We start from the raw sequence: 18,530 nt of genomic DNA on the forward strand, positions 1-18,530 counted from the left end.
CAATAGTACCGAATTTTAGCGATGACTCCACTCCTAAAAAGTCAACCTGAATTTACAGCAGTTTACGGACATAACCCTTAAGTTTCGCAGCTCACCATTTTCCACAACCAACATTTCTCCTTTGTCTGAAAAAGCAATGTCTGATATTGCTAAATTATTGTTGAGATGCTTTATGGGCAATATAAATTCGCGATGTACATCATTGAAATCAAATTCACCATTTTGATCAATTCCAATTGACCAGATGCTGTTTTGATCGTCATTTCCCCCGGTCCAGACCGAATAATATAAGCGTGTCGCACCGTTGGGATCTGTGTAAACTCCAAGTCCCCATACTCTCCGCCCGGCAGAAGCTAAATTCCAACATTCTGGGGTAACGTCAAATTTGGCTCTACAGTTTCTAATGTTTGCTTTTGAGGATGGATTAAAAACTATTTCAGCTAATTTTAAAAATTCTCCTGTTGGTTTATCTAAAAATTCGCTACGCCCGTCTTTACCATGATCATAATGGTCAAGTAATTCACCTGTTTCTGCATCGATGCGATGAATCATTCCAGTTTCCAAATCAGAGACAAAAAGTTGCTTGTTTTTCACATCATAAGCAATATTACCTAAAGCAGCACCCGTATTGCTGCGTTCATCCAATTTGATTTCAGTAAAGACCTCCGGCTGGTAATTATTTTTTGCTTGTAAGCGATAGACTGTTCCTGGACCACCATGTTTACCCCACATACCTTTCATCCAGTCACTGTTATCGTCATTACGGTGTAAACCAAATTTAGAAGTCGCCGTGAGATAAATATTAGCAGGATCATTATCATCAATGGCAATGCCAAACACTTGTCCAGCGTCTTTAGCGGTTATGGACAACCGTTGCGGTTCATTGATCCAATGTAAACCATTGGGCGGAACTTTGGGATAACGCAGATCGATAATACTGCCTACCTTTCCATCAATATCAATAATGTTTTTACCTTTTTCACTATCTTTTTTAACTCCTGAAAAGCGTGTGTTATAAGCTTCTCCAGGCTGAATGGCTTTTTGTGTAAATCCTGGTAATGAAATCATTAAAGTAAACATAAGGGTTATCGATGTTATATGATTTATCATCATTCTTCCCCATAATCAGTCAAATCAGGTTCTTCTTGCTCAAAACATGAATAATAAGCATTAATATTTTTACCTGCTTTTTGTGTACAGTCTTTATAAACGCTTAATTGCTGTTCATAGGAATAATGAATGTACGGAGTAATCAGCACACGGCTTGCACCATTATCTGTATTGCCGAATCGATCAATTTCTCCTTTTAGTTCAGGGCGTTGATCAATAAATGCATTTTTTAATTGATCCCCTTTAATAAAGTTATCAGGTAACTGATCAAACGGGCCATCAAAATAATTATTAACCATTGAGTTGCCAGCATATACGCCAATTAAAATTAAACGATTCTTATAATTGTCGCGATAAAATGAAAATCCTGTGCGTGTACCGATGAGGATATCATTACTGATTCGAGAGGGAGTAAAGGTATCAGGTACTGTTTCATGTTCGTTGAGGATGTAATAGAAACGTTTTACTTTCGGATTGTAAACCAAATAAAACTGAATACCCGACTCATCAAACACTGGACCTATAAATTGCTCATCTTTTCGAATTTTTGAAGCAGGAGGGGTGATATTACGTAGATCATTTAAATTAAAAATGACTGATTTTTTATCTAAAGTCAGTTGGTAACGTAAATCACTTATTTTTTTGACTTGTAAATTATCTTTAGCAGCAAATTTTTTATATTTATTAATCAGTTCTTCATTCCAGCGGTTATAAGTAGAAAAATAAGCAAAGTGAACAATGCCCTTATCTCTGTCTAATGCATCTAAGCGGATATTACCCGATAGCTCAATGCCATTATGATAAAACGAATAATAATAATAATTTTCAGTAGGATATACTGTAACTTCATCCGGTAATTGATTAAAAATAAATTGGAAAACATCATCGATGGATTGAATATTTAATTCATCTCTTGTACGTATGGCTTCGAGATAATTTTGATTTGTGTAAATTTGTTGAGGGACAGCCCAGGTATTTAAAGATAGGGAAAAACTAATCAATGAACATCCAATGATAATTATGATTTTTTCCCACACGATAATTTCCTTATTTTTGTTTCATTTTCTTTGTTATCGGCGGAAAAAAAATAAGTTTAATAAAAAATAATCATCACCAGATTTTGTCCACGATCATTGGTCGAGCAGTCGAGCAAGAAATTTTAATTTTTCATCTGCAAGATTACTCCTTCCAAGGCATCTCAGATTCCCCCCAAATGCAAAACTGTTACCTACGTCTCAGGAAGGACAATTACTGGTAGTTTACGTTTAACCTTTTTTGATAAACGGTTGTGAAAAGAAACGCACTAAATCGTTCATTACAAGTAATTTTATTTTGGCATTATTCCAATTCAACTCTACTTGGGCTGCAGCCTGCTCTCTCTGATTCACTAAAAATAGAGTGCTGTCCCCTGCATGGAATTTTTTGGTTTCCGCAATTTGAAGCTGGCGCGCTAATATCAATTCTTTTTCAAGAAGATGTACTTGTTGCTGATAAAGCTTTATTCCAATAAATAATCTTGAAAGTTCATTCTTTAACCGTTCATATAAAAATTTAACTTCTGTCTCAATTTGTTGCAATTCACTTTGAGCACTAATCACTTTTCCTTTGGCTTCATTTCGGTATAAGGGTAGCTTAAATGTAACACCAACCATTGCTGCCTGAGGAATTAACAAAGGATCCCCTCCGCTGCCATACTGTTTAAAAGTAGATACTGTGGCATCTAAATTCGGAAGCAATTCATTTTGTGCCAAGCCTAATTTAAGTTTTACTATTTTTTTATAAACTTGTAGCCTTTTGATTGCCGGATGTTTTTTTAATTGTGAAAAAATCTGTGGCTGAATTAATGATCGTTTCGGTAAGAAAGTTGGCAATTTACTTTCAAAAGGTATTTCCGGTTTCCCTTCTTTATTCCGGTAATAAAGAGATAATTGAATGGCAGCTTGTTGAAAGGCCATTTGTCCTTGATTACGTAATTGTTCGCGTTGCACAATTTGTTGCATATTTTCTGCAATGGCAAGTTTTGGCAAATCACCCTCATTTGCTCTTTTTTCAATTGCTTCCTGACGCAATCTGGCTAATTGTAACAGTTCATTATACATTTTTAGTTGTAAACCGGCTTCGACCCATTGCCAATAAGCTTTTACTGTTTCTTGGTAAATATTGATTTTGGTCATTTCCGCGTCGATTTTTTTTATGCAAATGGTTTCTGCTTTGGTTAATAATTCTGTACGCTCTTTATCGATCAAGCGGTCACGCAAAAGAGGAAATGATAAACCCGCTCTGTATTCCCCTCCGGAATTTGTTAAATAATTTTGATAATAAATTGGCCAGTCTCCTTGACCATTTCTATAACCTGCAAAAAATTTCAAACCATTATAAAATGTGGGAATATTAAGCTCTGTGTCTCCATAGTTATTAATATATCCGCCAACGGGTTGAGAGCGAGCGAGCGCATTCAATGAAGGATCAAACTGCCCTAAAGCAGTAATATAATCGCCATGTGCTTTATTGATTTTTAAAAAGGCGATTTTTATCTGGGGATAATAGCAATTTACACTGGATAAAACGTCTTCAAGTTTTAATTCGTTAGATTGATGAGAAAAACAATTTCGGGAAAAAAATAAAGAGTAAACGATAAAAAATAAGAGAGAGATCTTTTTTATAAAATACAATGAAATATGCATTATACAGCCTTTTTTTGAAAAGCGCTCTCTGGTGGAAAACCATTAAATTGACGCCATAGCTCATACCATAAAGGGACTACTCCTAATTGGATCCACCCATGTACTCTTACTCCTTGTCTTAAAAATCTTGGTTTGGGCCATGGCTCATCAGGTAAAATAACCACACGAAAATAACCCTGTCCATTATCTGTTGGGTCAATAAAAGAAACTCTTCCTCCAAATGTCCCAACAGCAATTTCTGGCCATCCGCGAAACTGGATAGCAGGCCAACCCTCAAATTGCAAACGTGCTTTTTGAGTTAGTCTGACGAAAGGAATATCGTTGCCATCAATCCAAAGAGCCACGGCACGAGATTGTGTATCAGGTATAATTTCAGCTAAAACATCTCCTTTTTTTACTAAAACACTGTGCTCCCCGGTGAGCCGTTTAAATATCGTACCAGCTGCATGCGCATCAACACGTTGTGATTTCTGCCGAGCGATCTGAATATCAATCTTCACTTTATCAATCTTAGCTTGCGCTAATTGATTTTGATGTTTAGAGTATTCAATTTGAGCTAATTCATATTGACGTTTTGAATTAATGCCTTCCTCAAACAATTTTTTCTGCCTTTCAAGATGGGCTTGTGCAGCAGCTACAGCTTTTTCGGCGACTTCAATACGAAGCAGTATGGCTTTTTTTTCCATTTCTAAACGGCGCAACAGTTCAGGATCAATATCGGTAATATCAACGATTGGATCACCTGGTTTTACATTCATACCCTCATCGACGTACCATTTTTTAATACGGCCAGTGATAGGTGAGTTCACAGTATGCTGTCTTTCAGTAGGAGAAAATGCAATGACCTGACCATTGCCCAAAGCAAACTGCTGCCAAGGGGTAAAGCCTAAAAATCCGACAAATAAGATGAGCAAAATAAAAAGAATTTTTATTATATTTTTAGGTTTTGGTAATTTTCCAATCATGTTCGCAGCATATAATTTCATGATTGAATCACCAAACGATTAGTTATGTATTTGAAATTTTTCTTTTGGCTAACAATGATTAAAATGGTTTTTTTTAATTCCTGAAAACGAGACATTATCATATCCAATTGTTCATCATTAAAAACATCAAAAGCACGATCAATAACAAGCAATTGCGGCTCAAAAAGTATTGCGCGAATGCACATCAGCTGAGTTAATTCGTAGTGTGAGAAAATTGTCTTCCATTCATAAACAATAGTCTTTAAGCCATTCGGCTGATCCATTATTTTCTCAAGAAGATTAAAGTACTTTAGTTCTTCCATAATCCTTTTATTGGTAATGTTTTTATGACCCAACAGCAAATTGTCATAAATCGTACCAGCAAACCATTCGGGCTGAGCTATTAGCATACTCATTTGACGAATTGCAATTCGATGACTTTGGGAGCAGGATGTATCGTTAATATAAAATTGATATTCAGTTTCCTCCCTGAATCCAAGAAGTTCTCTTGTAAAATTTTGACAACGATCCGGATTATTGGAAAAAACTAATAAAGGGCTGTCGGCATTTGTCTGAGCATTAGTTTTAGCCTGATTTCGGATTTCAATACTTTGGATCGGCTCATAGATTTCATGGAGTTTCGTATCAAATTTTTCAATGGGCAGATTAATAACCGATTCAATTTTGTTTTCAGAAGCAATCATATCGTAATAATTTTCTAATAGCGCACCAAAGCGTTTAAAGCTATAAATTAAAGCACCGAGTACAATTTCAGCAGCAGCAAGTTGACCCAAACTTAACTGATCATTGATGACTAAATAGCCTCCAACTCCTAATAATAGACTGCTTACTAACGCAGATAAAAAATTAAATCCGATTTGGTGCTTCACCAATTGTTTAAAATGCAGATTTCTTGCTTTTAAAAAAGAAACCAATCGTTTGTCGGTTTGTTGAGTTACAAAACGGTGATAAAGATTAAAGCGAAATAAAAATCGATTGATTAAAATTTCCTCTAACCACGCCCCTACGTTATGTTTTTCGATGCATTCTTTTTTAGCGCTTTCTATTGCTTTGCGATAAGGAACAAAAATCACTATTAGCACCCCTAAAATGACAATAGCATCAAATACAAGAAATAAAGGATGATAGATAAGTAAAAGAATTAAACCAAAAAAAACTTGCAGAGAAAGATTAATTCCGTAAATCAGTAAGTTAGCCAGTGATTTTTTTATCGTAACGATTTCGAAAAACCGGTTTACCAACTCAGGTCCGTAATGAGCAGAAAAGTTACTTAAGGATAAATGATTATACTGATTTGTAAGATTTAGGCTGATTTTGACCATTAATTTTTGCTGAATAACCTCAGCTATAATAATTTGCCATACATTCAAAGCACCTAAAGCCAACATAAAAATAAATACGATGACGCTTAGCGTCAGTACAGGTCGAAGTAGCTTCCCAAAGGCGATTAAGTTAATTAATGTCTGTGCTGCAACGGGAATCGTTAATGATAACAAGCTGGCAAGCAGGCTGATTATCAAAATGGACATTATCGTTGAGTGATCCAAGACTTCTTTTATTGATCCAATTTCTTGTTTATTCATTCCTTCATCTCTTCATTGGAAATACTAGTGCTTTAATTTTTTTAATATAAAATATTCAAGCGATTCCACTGCTTTATTATTGTCACGCTTCTTTAATAAAGAGACCTGGATATCATTTAAAGAAGGCAGGAAGCTAAAATCAAGTCGGTCAAGATCATTTGGAATTAAGCTGCGTTGGATAGCGGTAATTCCCAAACCAGCCCGAACGGCAGCCATTTTTCCCGCATAACTGGGACTAATATAGACGAGACGCCAATCCATCCTATGTTTATCCAATGAGTCTATTACATCACCTCTGTATACACATGGTGAGGGAGAAAGAACTAACGGAATTATCGTATTTTTGTCTAAAGCAGGTAAAAGATCTTTTTTCCCAACCCATTCGACAGGCTCATTCCATACCGTGACTATATCAGTGAGCTCATAATCCTGGTTTATTTTAATAAGAATTAAATCAAATTCACCTTTTTTATAGCGTTCAATTAAATTTAGCGTTAGATCGCATTGAACGTTTAACATCACACGGGGATGAAGTCTTGTAAATTCGAGCAAAACATCAGATAGCATCATGCTTGCAAAATCTTCAGGCAATCCAAACCTTAATTCTCCATGCAACTCGGGAGCTTTAAAACGATCTAATGATTCGCGATGCAATTCATAGATTCGTGTGGCATATCCTAAAAATAACTCACCATCGGTTGTTAATGAGAGTTCACGACCACGATTAAATAAAGCTTTATCGAGCATATTTTCGAGTTTTGCTATTTGCTGACTTACGGCCGATTGGGTTCGTCCTATACGAAGGGCTGCTTTCGTAAAGCTTTGAGTTTCTGCTACTGCTAAAAAGCACTGTAAGGTGACCGTATCTAAACTCATTAGAAATCCTAATAATATTGATAAATATTTTTAATTTTACTTATATCATAAATGCTAATATATTTCGATTCTAATATAAATTATTCTAATGGTGAATAGTGTGGGAATTATTTCATTTATATTACTAATTCTGATTATCGGCGCTCCCTGCACAACTTTTCTTATTCATTTATTGTTTAAAGAGAAAAAAGAGGATGCAGCAAGGCTTGCAAGTTTTTTGATAGGTCTAGGTTTTATTTCAAGTTTACTGCTTTTCATTAAAGGCTTAGGAACCTCTTCTTTTTATTTCTTTTTTCTTCATTTAACAACCCCAAATAGTTTACTTTGCACACTAATTTTATTTGTAAGTTTTATAGTTCATCGATTTTCAATCCGGTATATGGCAGGTGATCGGTTTTATCGCCGTTATTTTTTTACTCTTTCAGCAATTACTTTAAGCGCTATGTCTTGGGTAATGGTGGATAATATTTTTCTTTTCTGGATTGGATGGTCATTAAGTAACTCATGTTACGCACTAAACCTTGCTGCTCCCTGAAATTTAATTAAAATTTCATCCCTGATTTTTAGGGAGGAAGATTTAATGGATATGCTTGATATTTATAGTGACTATTTGATTTGCCAGAATAAATATGCAACAGCTACAGGTTTATCGGAGATGTTGGATGGTGAATTTGCTCACGACAAGGTGACACGATTTTTACGACTACAAGATTTTGGTTCCAAAGCGCTCTGGAATTATGTCAAGAAGTCAGTCAGGGAGAGTGAAGCATCAGACGGTGTTCTTTTATTGGATGACTCGATTGAGGAGAAGCCTTACACGGATGAGAATGAAATTAATTGTTGGCATTATTCCCATGCTAAAGGTGATGTGGTCAAAGGGATTAATATCCTGACCTGCATGGTTCGGTATGGTGACTTCAGTGTTCCTGTTGGTTATGAAGTTATCAAAAAAGACGTTGCTTTTTGTGACATTGAAACAAGGCAAGCTCGCAGAAAGTCATCCACGACTAAAAATGAACTTTTTCGCAAGCTTATCGCACAAGCGGTTAGTAATCATGTGTTGTTTGACTTTGTACTTGCGGACAATTGGTTTGGCTCGAAGGCCAATATGGCTTACATCCATAATGACCTTCAAAAATCGTTTATTATTGGGATTAAATCTAATCGAACCTTAGCTTTATCCAAAAACGACGCCAACAACGGACGGTACACAAAAGTCAGAGAATTAGAGCTTGAAGAGGACATAGCCCACACAGTCTATCTCAAGGGATTAGACTTCCCAGTGAGGCTTTTGAAGAAAATTTTCAAAAACGAAAATGGTTCTACAGGGGTTCTCTATCTCGTTTCTAATGACATGACCAGCAGTGCCGAACGTCTTTATGAAGTGTACCAGAAACGGTGGCGGATTGAAGAGTATCACAAGTCAATTAAACAAAATGCAAGCCTGAACAAGTCTCCAACCCGTACGGTTAAAACACAATCCAACCATATCTTTGCCGCAATCATTGCATACTGCAAACTGGAAATGATGAAAATAAAGACAAAATTGAATCACTTTGCCATCAAGTACAAATTAATACTCAGGGCTAACCAAATTGCTATGCAGGAGTTAAAAAATATGGCTCGTTAAAGTCGATTGTGCGTAACATGAGTAAGTAATGTTTTTTTAGTTCTGCTTATGATTCATAAAGGAGAATGGGAAGCGGCTAAAAATTCAGGCTGGTTGGCTTTAAAAGCATTAATGTTTGGTTCGTTTTGTCTTATTCTGGCAATAACTTTACTGTATTCAGTAAATGATTCGACCTCCATTGAGTTTTTAATAAACTCCAATATTATTCATTCATTGGTCCTAAAACTGGCTCTGAGTCTCATTTTACTCGCCGCTCTTACGCAATCAGCTATATGGCCTTTTCATCGCTGGCTTATCAGTTCGCTAAACTCGCCAACTCCAGTATCTGCTCTCATGCACGCAGGGCTTGTAAACGGGGGAGGTATTCTAATTGTTAAATTTGCACCCTTATTTTCCACTAATGAGAGTTTATTGACCATCCTTTTTCTTCTCGGCGCTATTTCTACTGTTCTGGGAAATATATGGAAATTAATTCAAACCGATATTAAGCGTATACTGGCCTGCTCCACTATGGCGCAAATGGGATTTATGATGATGCAATGCGCGCTAGGTTTATTTTCCGCAGCAATTACCCATCTTTGCTGGCATGGATTATTTAAAGCATATCTTTTTTTAAGTTCAGGGTCTGCCATCACTCAAACTAAACCTGTAAGTTCTACAAAAACAAATATTTTATTCTTAATTTTATTATCTACAGCAGGTGGGCTATTAGCGATGAGTGCCTTTGCTTTCGTAACTGATAAGCCTACCTTTTCCTTAGAGCCAACTAGCTTCCTACTCGTTTTTGCCTTTATTTCTGGCGCACAGATTAGCCTCGCTATGCAAAATTGTATTCGAAACTTTACAAAATATGTTTTTGTTTTACCCATCACGTTTCTTTTGGGAATTTTATATGGAGGAAGCGTTTATCTAATTGAATCCATCCTACCTAATTTGAATACAGTACCCATAACAAAATTAAATATCATACATTTAATGACATTAGCTTTATTTGGGATTATCTGGTTTGCATTCAACTTTGGTCTTGTCAATAAAATTAAAGAATCAAGAGCATGGGATAGGTTTTACATGATGATGCTCAATCAAAGCCAGCCTCACCCCAAAACAATTACCACAATCCGTAATACTTATCAGTTTTGATCCGTTTAAGGAGTTCTTATGAATACTCAAGAAGCTATAAAAGTCACTGAGTCTCGACAACAAGAAACGATAGACTTTAAAATAAACAATAACCAAATAGAAATTCAAGCCTTAGTACAAAATTGTGCTCAATTCATTACACCCGTTTGGCCTTTAGAAACATTTATCGCCTGTAATCCTCTGCATGGATTTGAGTCAATGCCGTTCGAGGAAGCAATTATATGCAGTGAGGCTTTGTTAAAGAAATCATCCGATAACGAGCGATTGAAAGCAGTTAATCTGCAAATGATTAAGTGGTGCGGCGCTTTTCTTGATGCTGGCCAGGGCACTATCAATTTACCACATTCTGAAAAAGGATTTTACTTCGGTTTTTTGAAACTGGCGCCTTTTGACAAACAGCTTCATCAGAATCAAAAAGACCTGAAAGATTGGTTGTCAGCTTTACCGGAAAGCGCAGAGCTTGCTATCAAACGCTGCCTAGATGATTTACACGTTACTAAAGGCGAGCATGAATCGTTTATCAAGGAAACCTTTTTTCATTTACCTGGTTGGGCTGGATTTGTTAAGTGGCGAAGTGAAAGGAAAAGTGATACTGATACAGAATCAAAACCAGTAAACTTAACAGATTTTTTGGCCGTTAGGTTAATTATTACTCGTTTATTATGGCCTGAGGCGGCTCAAAAAAAAAAGTAAAAAATAATTTTTTAGCCAAGCAGATCGTCCAAACATTGAAAAGAAAAGAAGATGATTACAGGCAAAATCTCTTACAAGCGCTTTTGCCTGAATTAGAAAAAGCAATACCTAGAAATAACAGGCCCGATGCACAATTAGTTTTTTGTATTGATGTTCGCTCTGAACCTTACCGTAGAGCCATTGAATCACAAGGGAATTATGAAACTTTGGGGTTTGCAGGATTTTTCGGATTGCCTATTCGGGTTAAAGATTATCACAGTGGCAAAATTAAAGACTCCTGCCCGGTCTTATTAAAGCCGCGTTTTAATATTGAAGAAAAGCCGCTTTCTTCATGTATTGATGAGCATCAAAAAATCAAACGTTTTTATGATGCTCTAAAAATCATTTATCAGCAATTGAAATATAATTTTTCTACTCCTTTTGCACTGGCAGAATCATTAGGAGTCTGGTGCGGAATCACCATGCTTTTGAAATCGATAACCTCCTCATCTCATTTCACAAACGCATTGTCAAAAATCATTAATTCAACGATTGCAACCGAACCCTGTTGCGATGTTAATACACATGACCTGAAGCAAGGTATCACTTTAAATGAACAAATAGTTTACGCTGATATTATTTTAAGACTAATGGGGCTAACGGAAAATTTTGCAAAAATTATTGTTCTTTGTGGCCATGGAAGTTCTACTCAAAATAACCCCTATGCCTCTGCACTTGACTGCGGAGCCTGCGGTGCCAATCATGGAGGTGTCAACGCAAAATTGCTGGCCCAAATCCTCAATAAACACGCTGTTCGTCAAAAACTTCAGGAAAAAGGAATTCATATTCCGTCCGATACAATTTTTTTTGGCGCCGAACATGACACCACCACCGACTCGGTGAATATTTATCATAATGATAGGAATCCATCCAATTATCCTGAGCTTTTAGATCAATTAATAAACGATTTAGAAAAGGCGAAATCAAAAAATCATATCGAGCGTGGACAAAATTTAAATGGTTTTAATACACCGGAAACAATTGAGCGTAGAAGTATTGACTGGTCAGAAACAAGACCCGAGTGGGGACTTGCAAGAAATGCTGCTTTTATTATCGCTCCACGATATTTAACGGAAAATACTAACCTCAAGGGACGTTGTTTTTTACATTCCTACCGTTGGGAGCAAGATAAAGACGGTTCTTTGTTAGAGACTATATTAACTGCCCCAATGGTTGTTGCACAATGGATAAATACTCAATATTTGTTTTCAACTATCGATAATACCCTGTATGGAAGCGGCAGTAAAATTACTCATAATGTCATCGGTAAAATTGGGGTTATGCAAGGTAACGGCAGTGATCTCATGCATGGATTACCGCTACAGTCAGTCATGTTAGATGATAAAACAGCTTATCATTCCCCACAGCGCTTATTAACGATTGTGTATGCACATCGAATGATAGTTAGAGATGTTATTAACAAGCAAACCATTTTAAAAACCTTATTTTTTAATGATTGGGTACACTTGGTGGTGATCGACCCGATCGACAATTTACCTTATAAACTGAGCACCGATGGTGAATGGAATTTAGCTTTTTAACTGGAGAAATTATGAGTGTAATCAAAGTTCAGGATAAAAATGATTTAGTCATCAAACTTCATCCTGTAAAAAAAATTGAAGTGATTGTTTATGGCGAACATGAACATATGGTGGTTTCGATGATGAAAGAAGCGAAGGTTCAAGGATACACCTTGATCCGAAATATATCAGGCCAAGGGCACCACGGTTTCCATGAGGGAAAAATATTTTTCAACGACAAAGCATCGCTAGTTATGTTTATAGCGGTAGCTTCGGAAAGCGCAATATCTACAATCGCTCTCGGTTTAAAAACATTGTTTCAAAAAAACTCAGGGGTAATGTTTGTTTCAGATGTCTCTGTCACAAGGATTGATTATTTTTCATAAGGAATTTATGAGGGCTTAAGATATACACTATAAAAATCAAAAAGCTTTACTATACCCAAAATATTTGTTGCTGCTTGCTTTGCTTATGCCTGCAATGTTGGTCCACCGCTTCTGTTGACGGGACTTACTGGGATATGTATACCGATAATCTACTGGCAGAGCACCATATTCGTTATGGAAAAGATGGAGAACATCTCAATTTTTATCAACCAGAAGGTATGGATGAAAACTTATATAAGCATATCAATGAGTACAAAGTTTGAACGCATCCCTTTTTTACCAGGATTCCGGCGGGGGGCAGTTAAATCAAATTACGGTTATTCAAAATTATTTCTCCATATCTGAGTTAATCCCTCACGAAAACTGGGATACTGCAAAACAACATGAAGCTCATTTTTTATTTTCAAGTTAGACACCCGACGATTACATGAATAAAATTGCCTTTCCATCGGTGACATCGTGGCTTTTTCAAACCGAACTAAAGATAATGGTAAACGCTGAAGCAAACTAGCCGCATAAGCATCAACAATATGAGACGCTTCTGGCTCATCATCCGCTACGTTGTATATTGATAAGGGATGAATAGAGTTTATTGAAGCAAGAAGCACGGACACAATATCATCCACATGTATCCGAGAAAATACCTGCCCTTCTTTAAAGATACTGTATTGCTTGCCTAAATGAATGCGTTCAAGCGCATTTCTTCCTGGCCCATAAATAGCTGCAAGCCTAAAAATATGCAGTGGCAGTTGGTTTTCTTTTGCATGGGAAAGCCATTCTTGTTCTGCTTCTAAACGTAAAACTCCAGATAAAGTATGTGGCTTACAAATGCTCTTTTCATCGACCCAATTACCTAGATGATCACCATACACACCCGTAGAAGAAAGATAACCTAGCCATCCGATATTAGAAGCATATTGCTTAATCAAATCTGCATAATTTGATAAAACGGGATCTCCAACATTTTGTATGGGAGGAATACTAATTAATACGTGTGTGCATTGACTAAGATAAAATTCTATATCTTGAGCTTCAAAATCGATAAGTGTAATGGCTGTAGGATGAGTAATCTTTTTGCTATGCTGACGCGTCGTCCCAACGACTTTAATATCCTGCAATACAAGCTTCTGAGCCAAAGCACGCGCCGTGTAGCCAAAACCAAAAATAAAAAAAGAAGGCTTCATTTGGAAACTTCCTTTTTTAAATGTTTATAGTAGTCCAATGCCCTATCTCTAGCTTTTTGATGATCAATGATAGGTTTCGGATATTTAGTTTCCACAAACCTTTGACTGGCAGAATCACCCATCCATGGGGCATGTATGGATGAATTTTTCAATTGAGAAAGTTCTGGAACCCATCGACGAATATAAGAGCCATCAGGATCAAATTTTTGACTTTGCAGCACGGGATTAAAAATACGAAAATATGGTGCTGCATCAACCCCGCACCCGGCAACCCATTGCCAATTGGCGCTGTTACTTGCCAAATCCGCATCCACCAGTGTATCGAAAAACCAGTCGGCGCCTAAGCGCCAATCGATGAGTAAGTCTTTTGTAAGAAAAGAGGCCACTATCATGCGAACACGATTATGCATATATCCTGTAGTCCATAACTCCCGCATGCCCGCATCGATAATCGGATAACCCGTAACCCCATTTTGCCAGCATGTTAGTGCAGCGTCATCTTTTTGCCATGGAAAAGCATCAAATTCTGTTTTGTAATTCTCATAAGGCAGTGCAGGAAAATGATACAATAAATGATATGAAAACTCTCGCCAACCCATTTCAGAGAGAAAATGCTCTGCAGAAGATAAATTACAAGAGGTATCTAGTTTTGCCGATTCTACAGCTCGCCAAACATCCCAAGGACTGATTTCTCCAAAATGTAGATGCGGTGATAATTTGGATGTGGCGTTTTCCGCCGGCTTGTCACGAGCTATTTTATAATTTGTGAGATGATGCTCAATAAATTCATTGAGTTTTGTATGCGCCCCTTCTTCACCCGGCTGCCAATGTTTTGCAAAAGCTGATGCCCAATTAGGTTTTCCAGGCAGCAAATTCCATTCTTCCAGACGATCTGACAAAACATCATAACTTTTAGGTGAATTCGTGAGACTTATTTTTTCAGGCACTGTGGTAACTTGTAAGCATTGCTTCCAAAAAGACGTAAAAATTTTGTAATAATCACCTTGCTGATTTTTAATTTTCCATGGCTCATTAAGCAAACTACCATTGATTGTTTTAACCTCAATGCCGCTTTGCTGCAGAACAGATTTAATTTTTTTATCCCGTTTTATGGCTAAGGGCTCATAGCAATGATTCCAGTAAACGGTTTGTATAGGTAATGATTCAGTCAGTGACACAATGATGTCTAGCGGATTTCCCTGTCTTAACACTAACTTCAATCCTTCTTTTTGCAAAGAATCAGCTAATGACTGTAAACTATAGTGAATCCACCATTGTTGAGCACCGCCTAAGGAATTTGTCGTCTTGTCTAAAATATAAAGAGGGATAACTGCCTCACTATAATTGCAAGCGGATATAAAAGCAGGATTATCTGTTAAGCGCAGATCCTTTCGGAACCAAATAAGAGTGATATTCATATTTTTTATTATTAGATTCTTATCCTCTGGAGCAGAGAAAACACTCCTCTTGCATTTCTATAATCTATTCTATCAAGTAAGGGAGGCAGATTCATCATAGAAAAAACAAAATACCCCAGTCTTAGGAAAAGTTTATTATCTGAAACATTTTTATATGGCTTGAAATATGCCATTGATCAAATGACATTATCTGCTATTAAATCTTAAATGATACTATACCCATCCAATGAAGTTACGAATATCGATTATAGCCTAAGATGGACTTAGTTTGTGACTAATTTTCTCTGCTATTATTTGGACAGTTTTAGCTACAGTTATATTAACTGGGCTTGAATAGAAAATTCGCTGAATTCGGTTCCTATCAGAGCGCACTCATCCTCAGTGGAATGGAGAAAGGAATTCTGCTGCTTTGAACACAGGCCTGACTCAAGTACAATTAATCCAGAGTTTATATCTGCGATCGGAAATAAGGAAGTATCGAATGGACAATGTTTGGCCATGGATTGGATTTAATCTCTTCATACTCCTGCTGCTAGCCTTCGATCTGGGTGTGATACATCGCGACGACAAGCGCATCAGCGTCAAGCATGCCCTGCTGCTGAGCCTGGCCTACGCCATCCTCGCTCTTATCTTCGCCGCCGGGATGTTCGTTTTCAAGGGCGCTACACCCGGCTATCAGTTCCTCACCGGCTATCTCATTGAGAAGAGTCTTAGTGTTGACAACATCTTCGTCTTTGTGCTGATCTTCACGCATTTCGCGGTGCCATCGCAGTACCAGCACCGGGTTCTGTTCTGGGGCATTATAAGCGCGCTTGTGATGCGCGCTACACTTATTCTGGTCGGTGCTACCATCATCGAGGCATTCCACTGGGTGATCTACCTCTTCGGAGTATTCCTTATACTTACTGGTATCAAAATGCTGGTCACTATTGGCAAGGAGCCAGACGTGAAGAACAACCGCATCGTGGCTTTCATGCATCGGCATTTTCGTGTCACGCCAGGTTTTGAAAGCAGTCACTTTTTCGTGTGGCGCCGCGATGGTGTCCTGTGGATAACCCCGTTATTCCTGGTGCTGGTACTAGTGGAACTAACCGACATCGTTTTCGCGCTGGATTCCATTCCGGCTATCTTCTCCATAACCACAGATCCTTTCATTGTCTATACCTCGAACGTCTTCGCCATCCTCGGGCTACGCGCGCTCTACTTCGCGTTGGCCGGAATTATTCACCGCTTCCACTATCTCAAGTATGGTCTTTCCCTGGTGTTACTGATGGTGGGTATCAAAATGATCCTCAATGCTTGGTTCGGGAAAAAAATCATCCCTATCGAGGTCGCACTGCTGATCACCGCTCTGTTGATTGCTGGCTCCATCCTGATTTCGATGTGGAAGACACGTGGCATGTCAACCGAGGAAGCAGCCCGGCTGGGTCGCAAGTGGTGGGTGCCCGGAAGTTTGTCGAAGAGCAAAGGAGATAGCAAAGGCCACGAATGAACAAGTTGTCGGCTCCAGCGCTTACAATCTAACCAGGACTCTAACCTCCAGCACACCATGCTGCCCCAGATAAAAATGACTTTTGTCATTTACACGCAGAATTTACATACTATCGGCTTACTCGACTGTCGCTGAATCCAATAATGTATTTAGTGTATGGCAGTTGTCAAAAAGCCAACTGTAAAAAATAAATGAGTTCCTGGAATAGGTTTAATGTATAAGATACGTGGATGAATATATTTTGGGTGAGTTTTGCGATGGTTTTTACTCTCAGGCTTACGGTAATGGTAATGTACCCACTTACCTCCTTTTTTTGCAACGTACAGAATCTTTTCGATAAATTTCTTTCCTTGTGGATCAGTGTGGTAAAATTTAAGTAAATTGATATTGCGCAAATAGGGTTTAGCTGGATGGGCCAGCATTATGCCGTGATCATTCATTAATGTGGTATAAGTGTACTCATTCACTTTGAAAGGCGGTTCATTATTATTAATCTTGGCTACTGTCTTTTTAAAACCATGCTGGTTGTAATATGATATAGCGTTATCAGCCATTTTTACGGCTAATTGACTATTCTTTATCGTTTCTTCATCAAATCCATATGCATTGAGGCAAAAAGAAACTGCAAGTATTAAGAAAAGGATTTTATTCAGAGGATTAGTTATCATTTTTCTCATCCTCTCATGATAATTTTTGAAAATCCAATTATAGACAGCTATAGGAATTATAAATCACCTATTTCTTATTTTTCAAAAGCTCATACTTAAAATATCCACAGTAAATCACGACCTTTTGTTAACACTCAGACTGTTTTCATAAAAAAATTCCCACATCATACCGGCTGCATTTTTATTTTCTATTTGTACGCATTTATATATTCAGGACGACAGCAAACTTCATGCTGATAGACATGCGTCGATGATTTCACGGAAGAGAGCTGCGAGAGTATAAGCATTTTCATTAATAAGTATTTTGTTCAAGAGCTGCTTCTAAATGGACTCCGTCATAGAAAAAATGGGAAACACTTCCGTTAAGTAAGATACTTTCAGAGACAAATTTTCTTGCTAAGTCTTTAAGTTTTTTCACATCCTCATCAGTAACAATTATATTTTTACCCTCCTGCTTCAGGTTACAAAATCTCCTCATCCCGGCAATGCACTGACTTCTAATGCTCTCTGAAGTAAAACCAGGAACAAATAACAGCTTTTCACTTAATTTCTTAGCTTTAATGTTATCTATGACTTTCAGAATCAATTCAAATCGTTCATTCAATGGTATTTGAACGATACTGGAGGTTTTTAACTGGTATTTTTTCTCATGTGGTTGGATGTCGAAAAACACACAGGCTCTTACAATATTACCAAGCTTTAATAATTGAATCTAAATGGGGTTTATAAACAGTATTTTCCCCGTAAAAATTCCGCATAGTCAGTATAAATTTTTTGAGGAAATACGAGATGTTCAAAATCAACATTTTTCAGAATTTGTGTCAAATTAAAAGGATGATTGTCCACGATAATTTCTAATTCATCACGATAATTAAAGGCAATATCAATGGAACGTTGCGGGTCTAAAATTGCTTTCAGAATCTTTTCAAAGTCCTGTGTTGCCTCACTTTTAAATCGGGGCCTCTCAGAAGGCCTCTCATTAGATTTCCATAGGACTCTTTCATTCTATTACAGAATAAACTGGCTTATAATTTTAAATATAGACTAAAAAATTAACATCTTATAAACAGCGGAGATGAGACTGAGTTAGCTAGATATTGCCTCGAATATATTATTCTGCT

17 protein-coding genes are annotated in these 18,530 nt (G+C 37.3%); 7 read left to right on the plus strand and 10 right to left on the minus strand.

Features of this window, described 5'->3' with window-relative positions:
* Window positions 1-33: 33 nt before the first annotated feature.
* The 6 genes from E4T55_RS03835 to E4T55_RS03860 form a co-directional block, all read right to left on the minus strand.
* Window positions 34-1,113 carry a YncE family protein gene (locus tag E4T55_RS03835; RefSeq protein WP_135121913.1) on the minus strand — a complete coding sequence of 360 codons (1,080 nt, stop codon included), beginning with the start codon at window positions 1,111-1,113 and terminating at the stop codon, window positions 34-36.
* Entirely contained in the window at window positions 1,110-2,147 is a 1,038-nt protein-coding gene (locus E4T55_RS03840; RefSeq protein ID WP_058501108.1) for a hypothetical protein, read from the minus strand. Before E4T55_RS03840 ends, E4T55_RS03835 begins: the two co-directional genes overlap by 4 nt.
* Before the next feature lie 228 nt (window positions 2,148-2,375).
* Window positions 2,376-3,794 carry a TolC family protein gene (locus E4T55_RS03845; RefSeq protein WP_058501107.1) on the minus strand — a complete coding sequence of 473 codons (1,419 nt, stop codon included), beginning with the start codon at window positions 3,792-3,794 and terminating at the stop codon, window positions 2,376-2,378.
* Complete coding sequence (locus E4T55_RS03850) at window positions 3,794-4,780, minus strand: HlyD family secretion protein (protein ID WP_058501106.1); 987 nt, start codon at window positions 4,778-4,780, stop codon at window positions 3,794-3,796. Before E4T55_RS03850 ends, E4T55_RS03845 begins: the two co-directional genes overlap by 1 nt.
* On the minus strand, window positions 4,777-6,363 hold the full coding sequence (locus tag E4T55_RS03855) for an ABC transporter transmembrane domain-containing protein (protein WP_115325278.1): 1,587 nt from the start codon (window positions 6,361-6,363) through the stop codon (window positions 4,777-4,779). The genes E4T55_RS03850 and E4T55_RS03855 overlap by 4 nt, the downstream gene beginning before the upstream one ends.
* Window positions 6,364-6,387: 24 nt before the next feature.
* Entirely contained in the window at window positions 6,388-7,239 is an 852-nt protein-coding gene (locus tag E4T55_RS03860) for a LysR substrate-binding domain-containing protein (protein ID WP_058501105.1), read from the minus strand.
* 100 nt (window positions 7,240-7,339) lie between these two features.
* On the opposite strand from E4T55_RS03860, the gene E4T55_RS03865 reads away from it, so the two are divergent.
* From E4T55_RS03865 to E4T55_RS03885, 6 genes are read left to right on the plus strand one after another with little or no spacing between them, the layout of a single operon-like run.
* Complete coding sequence (locus E4T55_RS03865) at window positions 7,340-7,774, plus strand: hypothetical protein (protein ID WP_058501104.1); 435 nt, start codon at window positions 7,340-7,342, stop codon at window positions 7,772-7,774.
* Window positions 7,775-7,819: 45 nt separating this feature from the next.
* Window positions 7,820-8,869: an IS701 family transposase gene (locus E4T55_RS03870; protein WP_115325247.1), complete on the plus strand. Its 1,050-nt coding sequence runs from the start codon at window positions 7,820-7,822 to the stop codon at window positions 8,867-8,869.
* 48 nt (window positions 8,870-8,917) lie between these two features.
* Window positions 8,918-10,009: a proton-conducting transporter transmembrane domain-containing protein gene (locus tag E4T55_RS03875; protein WP_058500882.1), complete on the plus strand. Its 1,092-nt coding sequence runs from the start codon at window positions 8,918-8,920 to the stop codon at window positions 10,007-10,009.
* Window positions 10,010-10,027: 18 nt separating this feature from the next.
* A complete protein-coding gene (locus tag E4T55_RS15530; protein ID WP_223168278.1) occupies window positions 10,028-10,702 on the plus strand; it encodes a putative inorganic carbon transporter subunit DabA in 675 nt (224 codons plus the stop codon).
* 35 nt (window positions 10,703-10,737) lie between these two features.
* Window positions 10,738-12,282, plus strand: a complete 1,545-nt coding sequence (locus E4T55_RS03880; protein ID WP_223168279.1) for a putative inorganic carbon transporter subunit DabA — start codon at window positions 10,738-10,740, stop codon at window positions 12,280-12,282.
* A gap of 11 nt (window positions 12,283-12,293) precedes the next feature.
* The gene (locus E4T55_RS03885; RefSeq protein ID WP_058500906.1) at window positions 12,294-12,647 is read left to right on the plus strand and encodes a DUF190 domain-containing protein; all 354 of its coding nucleotides are present in this window, start codon (window positions 12,294-12,296) and stop codon (window positions 12,645-12,647) included.
* A gap of 317 nt (window positions 12,648-12,964) precedes the next feature.
* Here E4T55_RS03885 and E4T55_RS03895 read toward each other — a convergent pair whose 3' ends face one another.
* Window positions 12,965-13,831, minus strand: a complete 867-nt coding sequence (locus E4T55_RS03895) for an SDR family oxidoreductase (protein WP_058500883.1) — start codon at window positions 13,829-13,831, stop codon at window positions 12,965-12,967.
* A complete protein-coding gene (locus tag E4T55_RS03900) occupies window positions 13,828-15,249 on the minus strand; it encodes a cryptochrome/photolyase family protein (protein ID WP_058500884.1) in 1,422 nt (473 codons plus the stop codon). The genes E4T55_RS03895 and E4T55_RS03900 overlap by 4 nt, the downstream gene beginning before the upstream one ends.
* A gap of 481 nt (window positions 15,250-15,730) precedes the next feature.
* Between E4T55_RS03900 and E4T55_RS03905 the strand changes: the two genes are divergently transcribed.
* Window positions 15,731-16,741, plus strand: coding sequence for a TerC family protein (locus E4T55_RS03905; protein WP_058500885.1), 1,011 nt, complete (start codon window positions 15,731-15,733; stop codon window positions 16,739-16,741).
* A 149-nt stretch (window positions 16,742-16,890) separates the two neighbouring features.
* Here E4T55_RS03905 and E4T55_RS03910 read toward each other — a convergent pair whose 3' ends face one another.
* Window positions 16,891-17,409, minus strand: a complete 519-nt coding sequence (locus E4T55_RS03910; RefSeq protein ID WP_058500886.1) for a cache domain-containing protein — start codon at window positions 17,407-17,409, stop codon at window positions 16,891-16,893.
* Between the two features lie 292 nt (window positions 17,410-17,701).
* Window positions 17,702-18,082 carry a hypothetical protein gene (locus E4T55_RS03915; protein WP_058500887.1) on the minus strand — a complete coding sequence of 127 codons (381 nt, stop codon included), beginning with the start codon at window positions 18,080-18,082 and terminating at the stop codon, window positions 17,702-17,704.
* Window positions 18,083-18,530 lie beyond the last annotated feature (448 nt).

The sequence above is a fragment of the Legionella israelensis genome, assembly GCF_004571175.1.
Taxonomy (GTDB): domain Bacteria; phylum Pseudomonadota; class Gammaproteobacteria; order Legionellales; family Legionellaceae; genus Legionella_D; species Legionella_D israelensis.

Coding starts and splice junctions, on each gene's coding strand:
- E4T55_RS03860 (WP_058501105.1), bottom strand. CDS start 7,239: ATGAGTTTAGATACGGTCACCTTACAGTGCTTTTTAGCAGTAGCAGAA.
- E4T55_RS03870 (WP_115325247.1), top strand. CDS start 7,820: ATGGATATGCTTGATATTTATAGTGACTATTTGATTTGCCAGAATAAA.
- E4T55_RS03875 (WP_058500882.1), top strand. CDS start 8,918: ATGATTCATAAAGGAGAATGGGAAGCGGCTAAAAATTCAGGCTGGTTG.
- E4T55_RS03900 (WP_058500884.1), bottom strand. CDS start 15,249: ATGAATATCACTCTTATTTGGTTCCGAAAGGATCTGCGCTTAACAGAT.
- E4T55_RS03905 (WP_058500885.1), top strand. CDS start 15,731: ATGGACAATGTTTGGCCATGGATTGGATTTAATCTCTTCATACTCCTG.
- E4T55_RS03855 (WP_115325278.1), bottom strand. CDS start 6,363: ATGAATAAACAAGAAATTGGATCAATAAAAGAAGTCTTGGATCACTCA.
- E4T55_RS03910 (WP_058500886.1), bottom strand. CDS start 17,409: ATGATAACTAATCCTCTGAATAAAATCCTTTTCTTAATACTTGCAGTT.
- E4T55_RS03850 (WP_058501106.1), bottom strand. CDS start 4,780: ATGAAATTATATGCTGCGAACATGATTGGAAAATTACCAAAACCTAAA.
- E4T55_RS03845 (WP_058501107.1), bottom strand. CDS start 3,794: ATGCATATTTCATTGTATTTTATAAAAAAGATCTCTCTCTTATTTTTT.
- E4T55_RS15530 (WP_223168278.1), top strand. CDS start 10,028: ATGAATACTCAAGAAGCTATAAAAGTCACTGAGTCTCGACAACAAGAA.
- E4T55_RS03895 (WP_058500883.1), bottom strand. CDS start 13,831: ATGAAGCCTTCTTTTTTTATTTTTGGTTTTGGCTACACGGCGCGTGCT.
- E4T55_RS03885 (WP_058500906.1), top strand. CDS start 12,294: ATGAGTGTAATCAAAGTTCAGGATAAAAATGATTTAGTCATCAAACTT.
- E4T55_RS03835 (WP_135121913.1), bottom strand. CDS start 1,113: ATGATGATAAATCATATAACATCGATAACCCTTATGTTTACTTTAATG.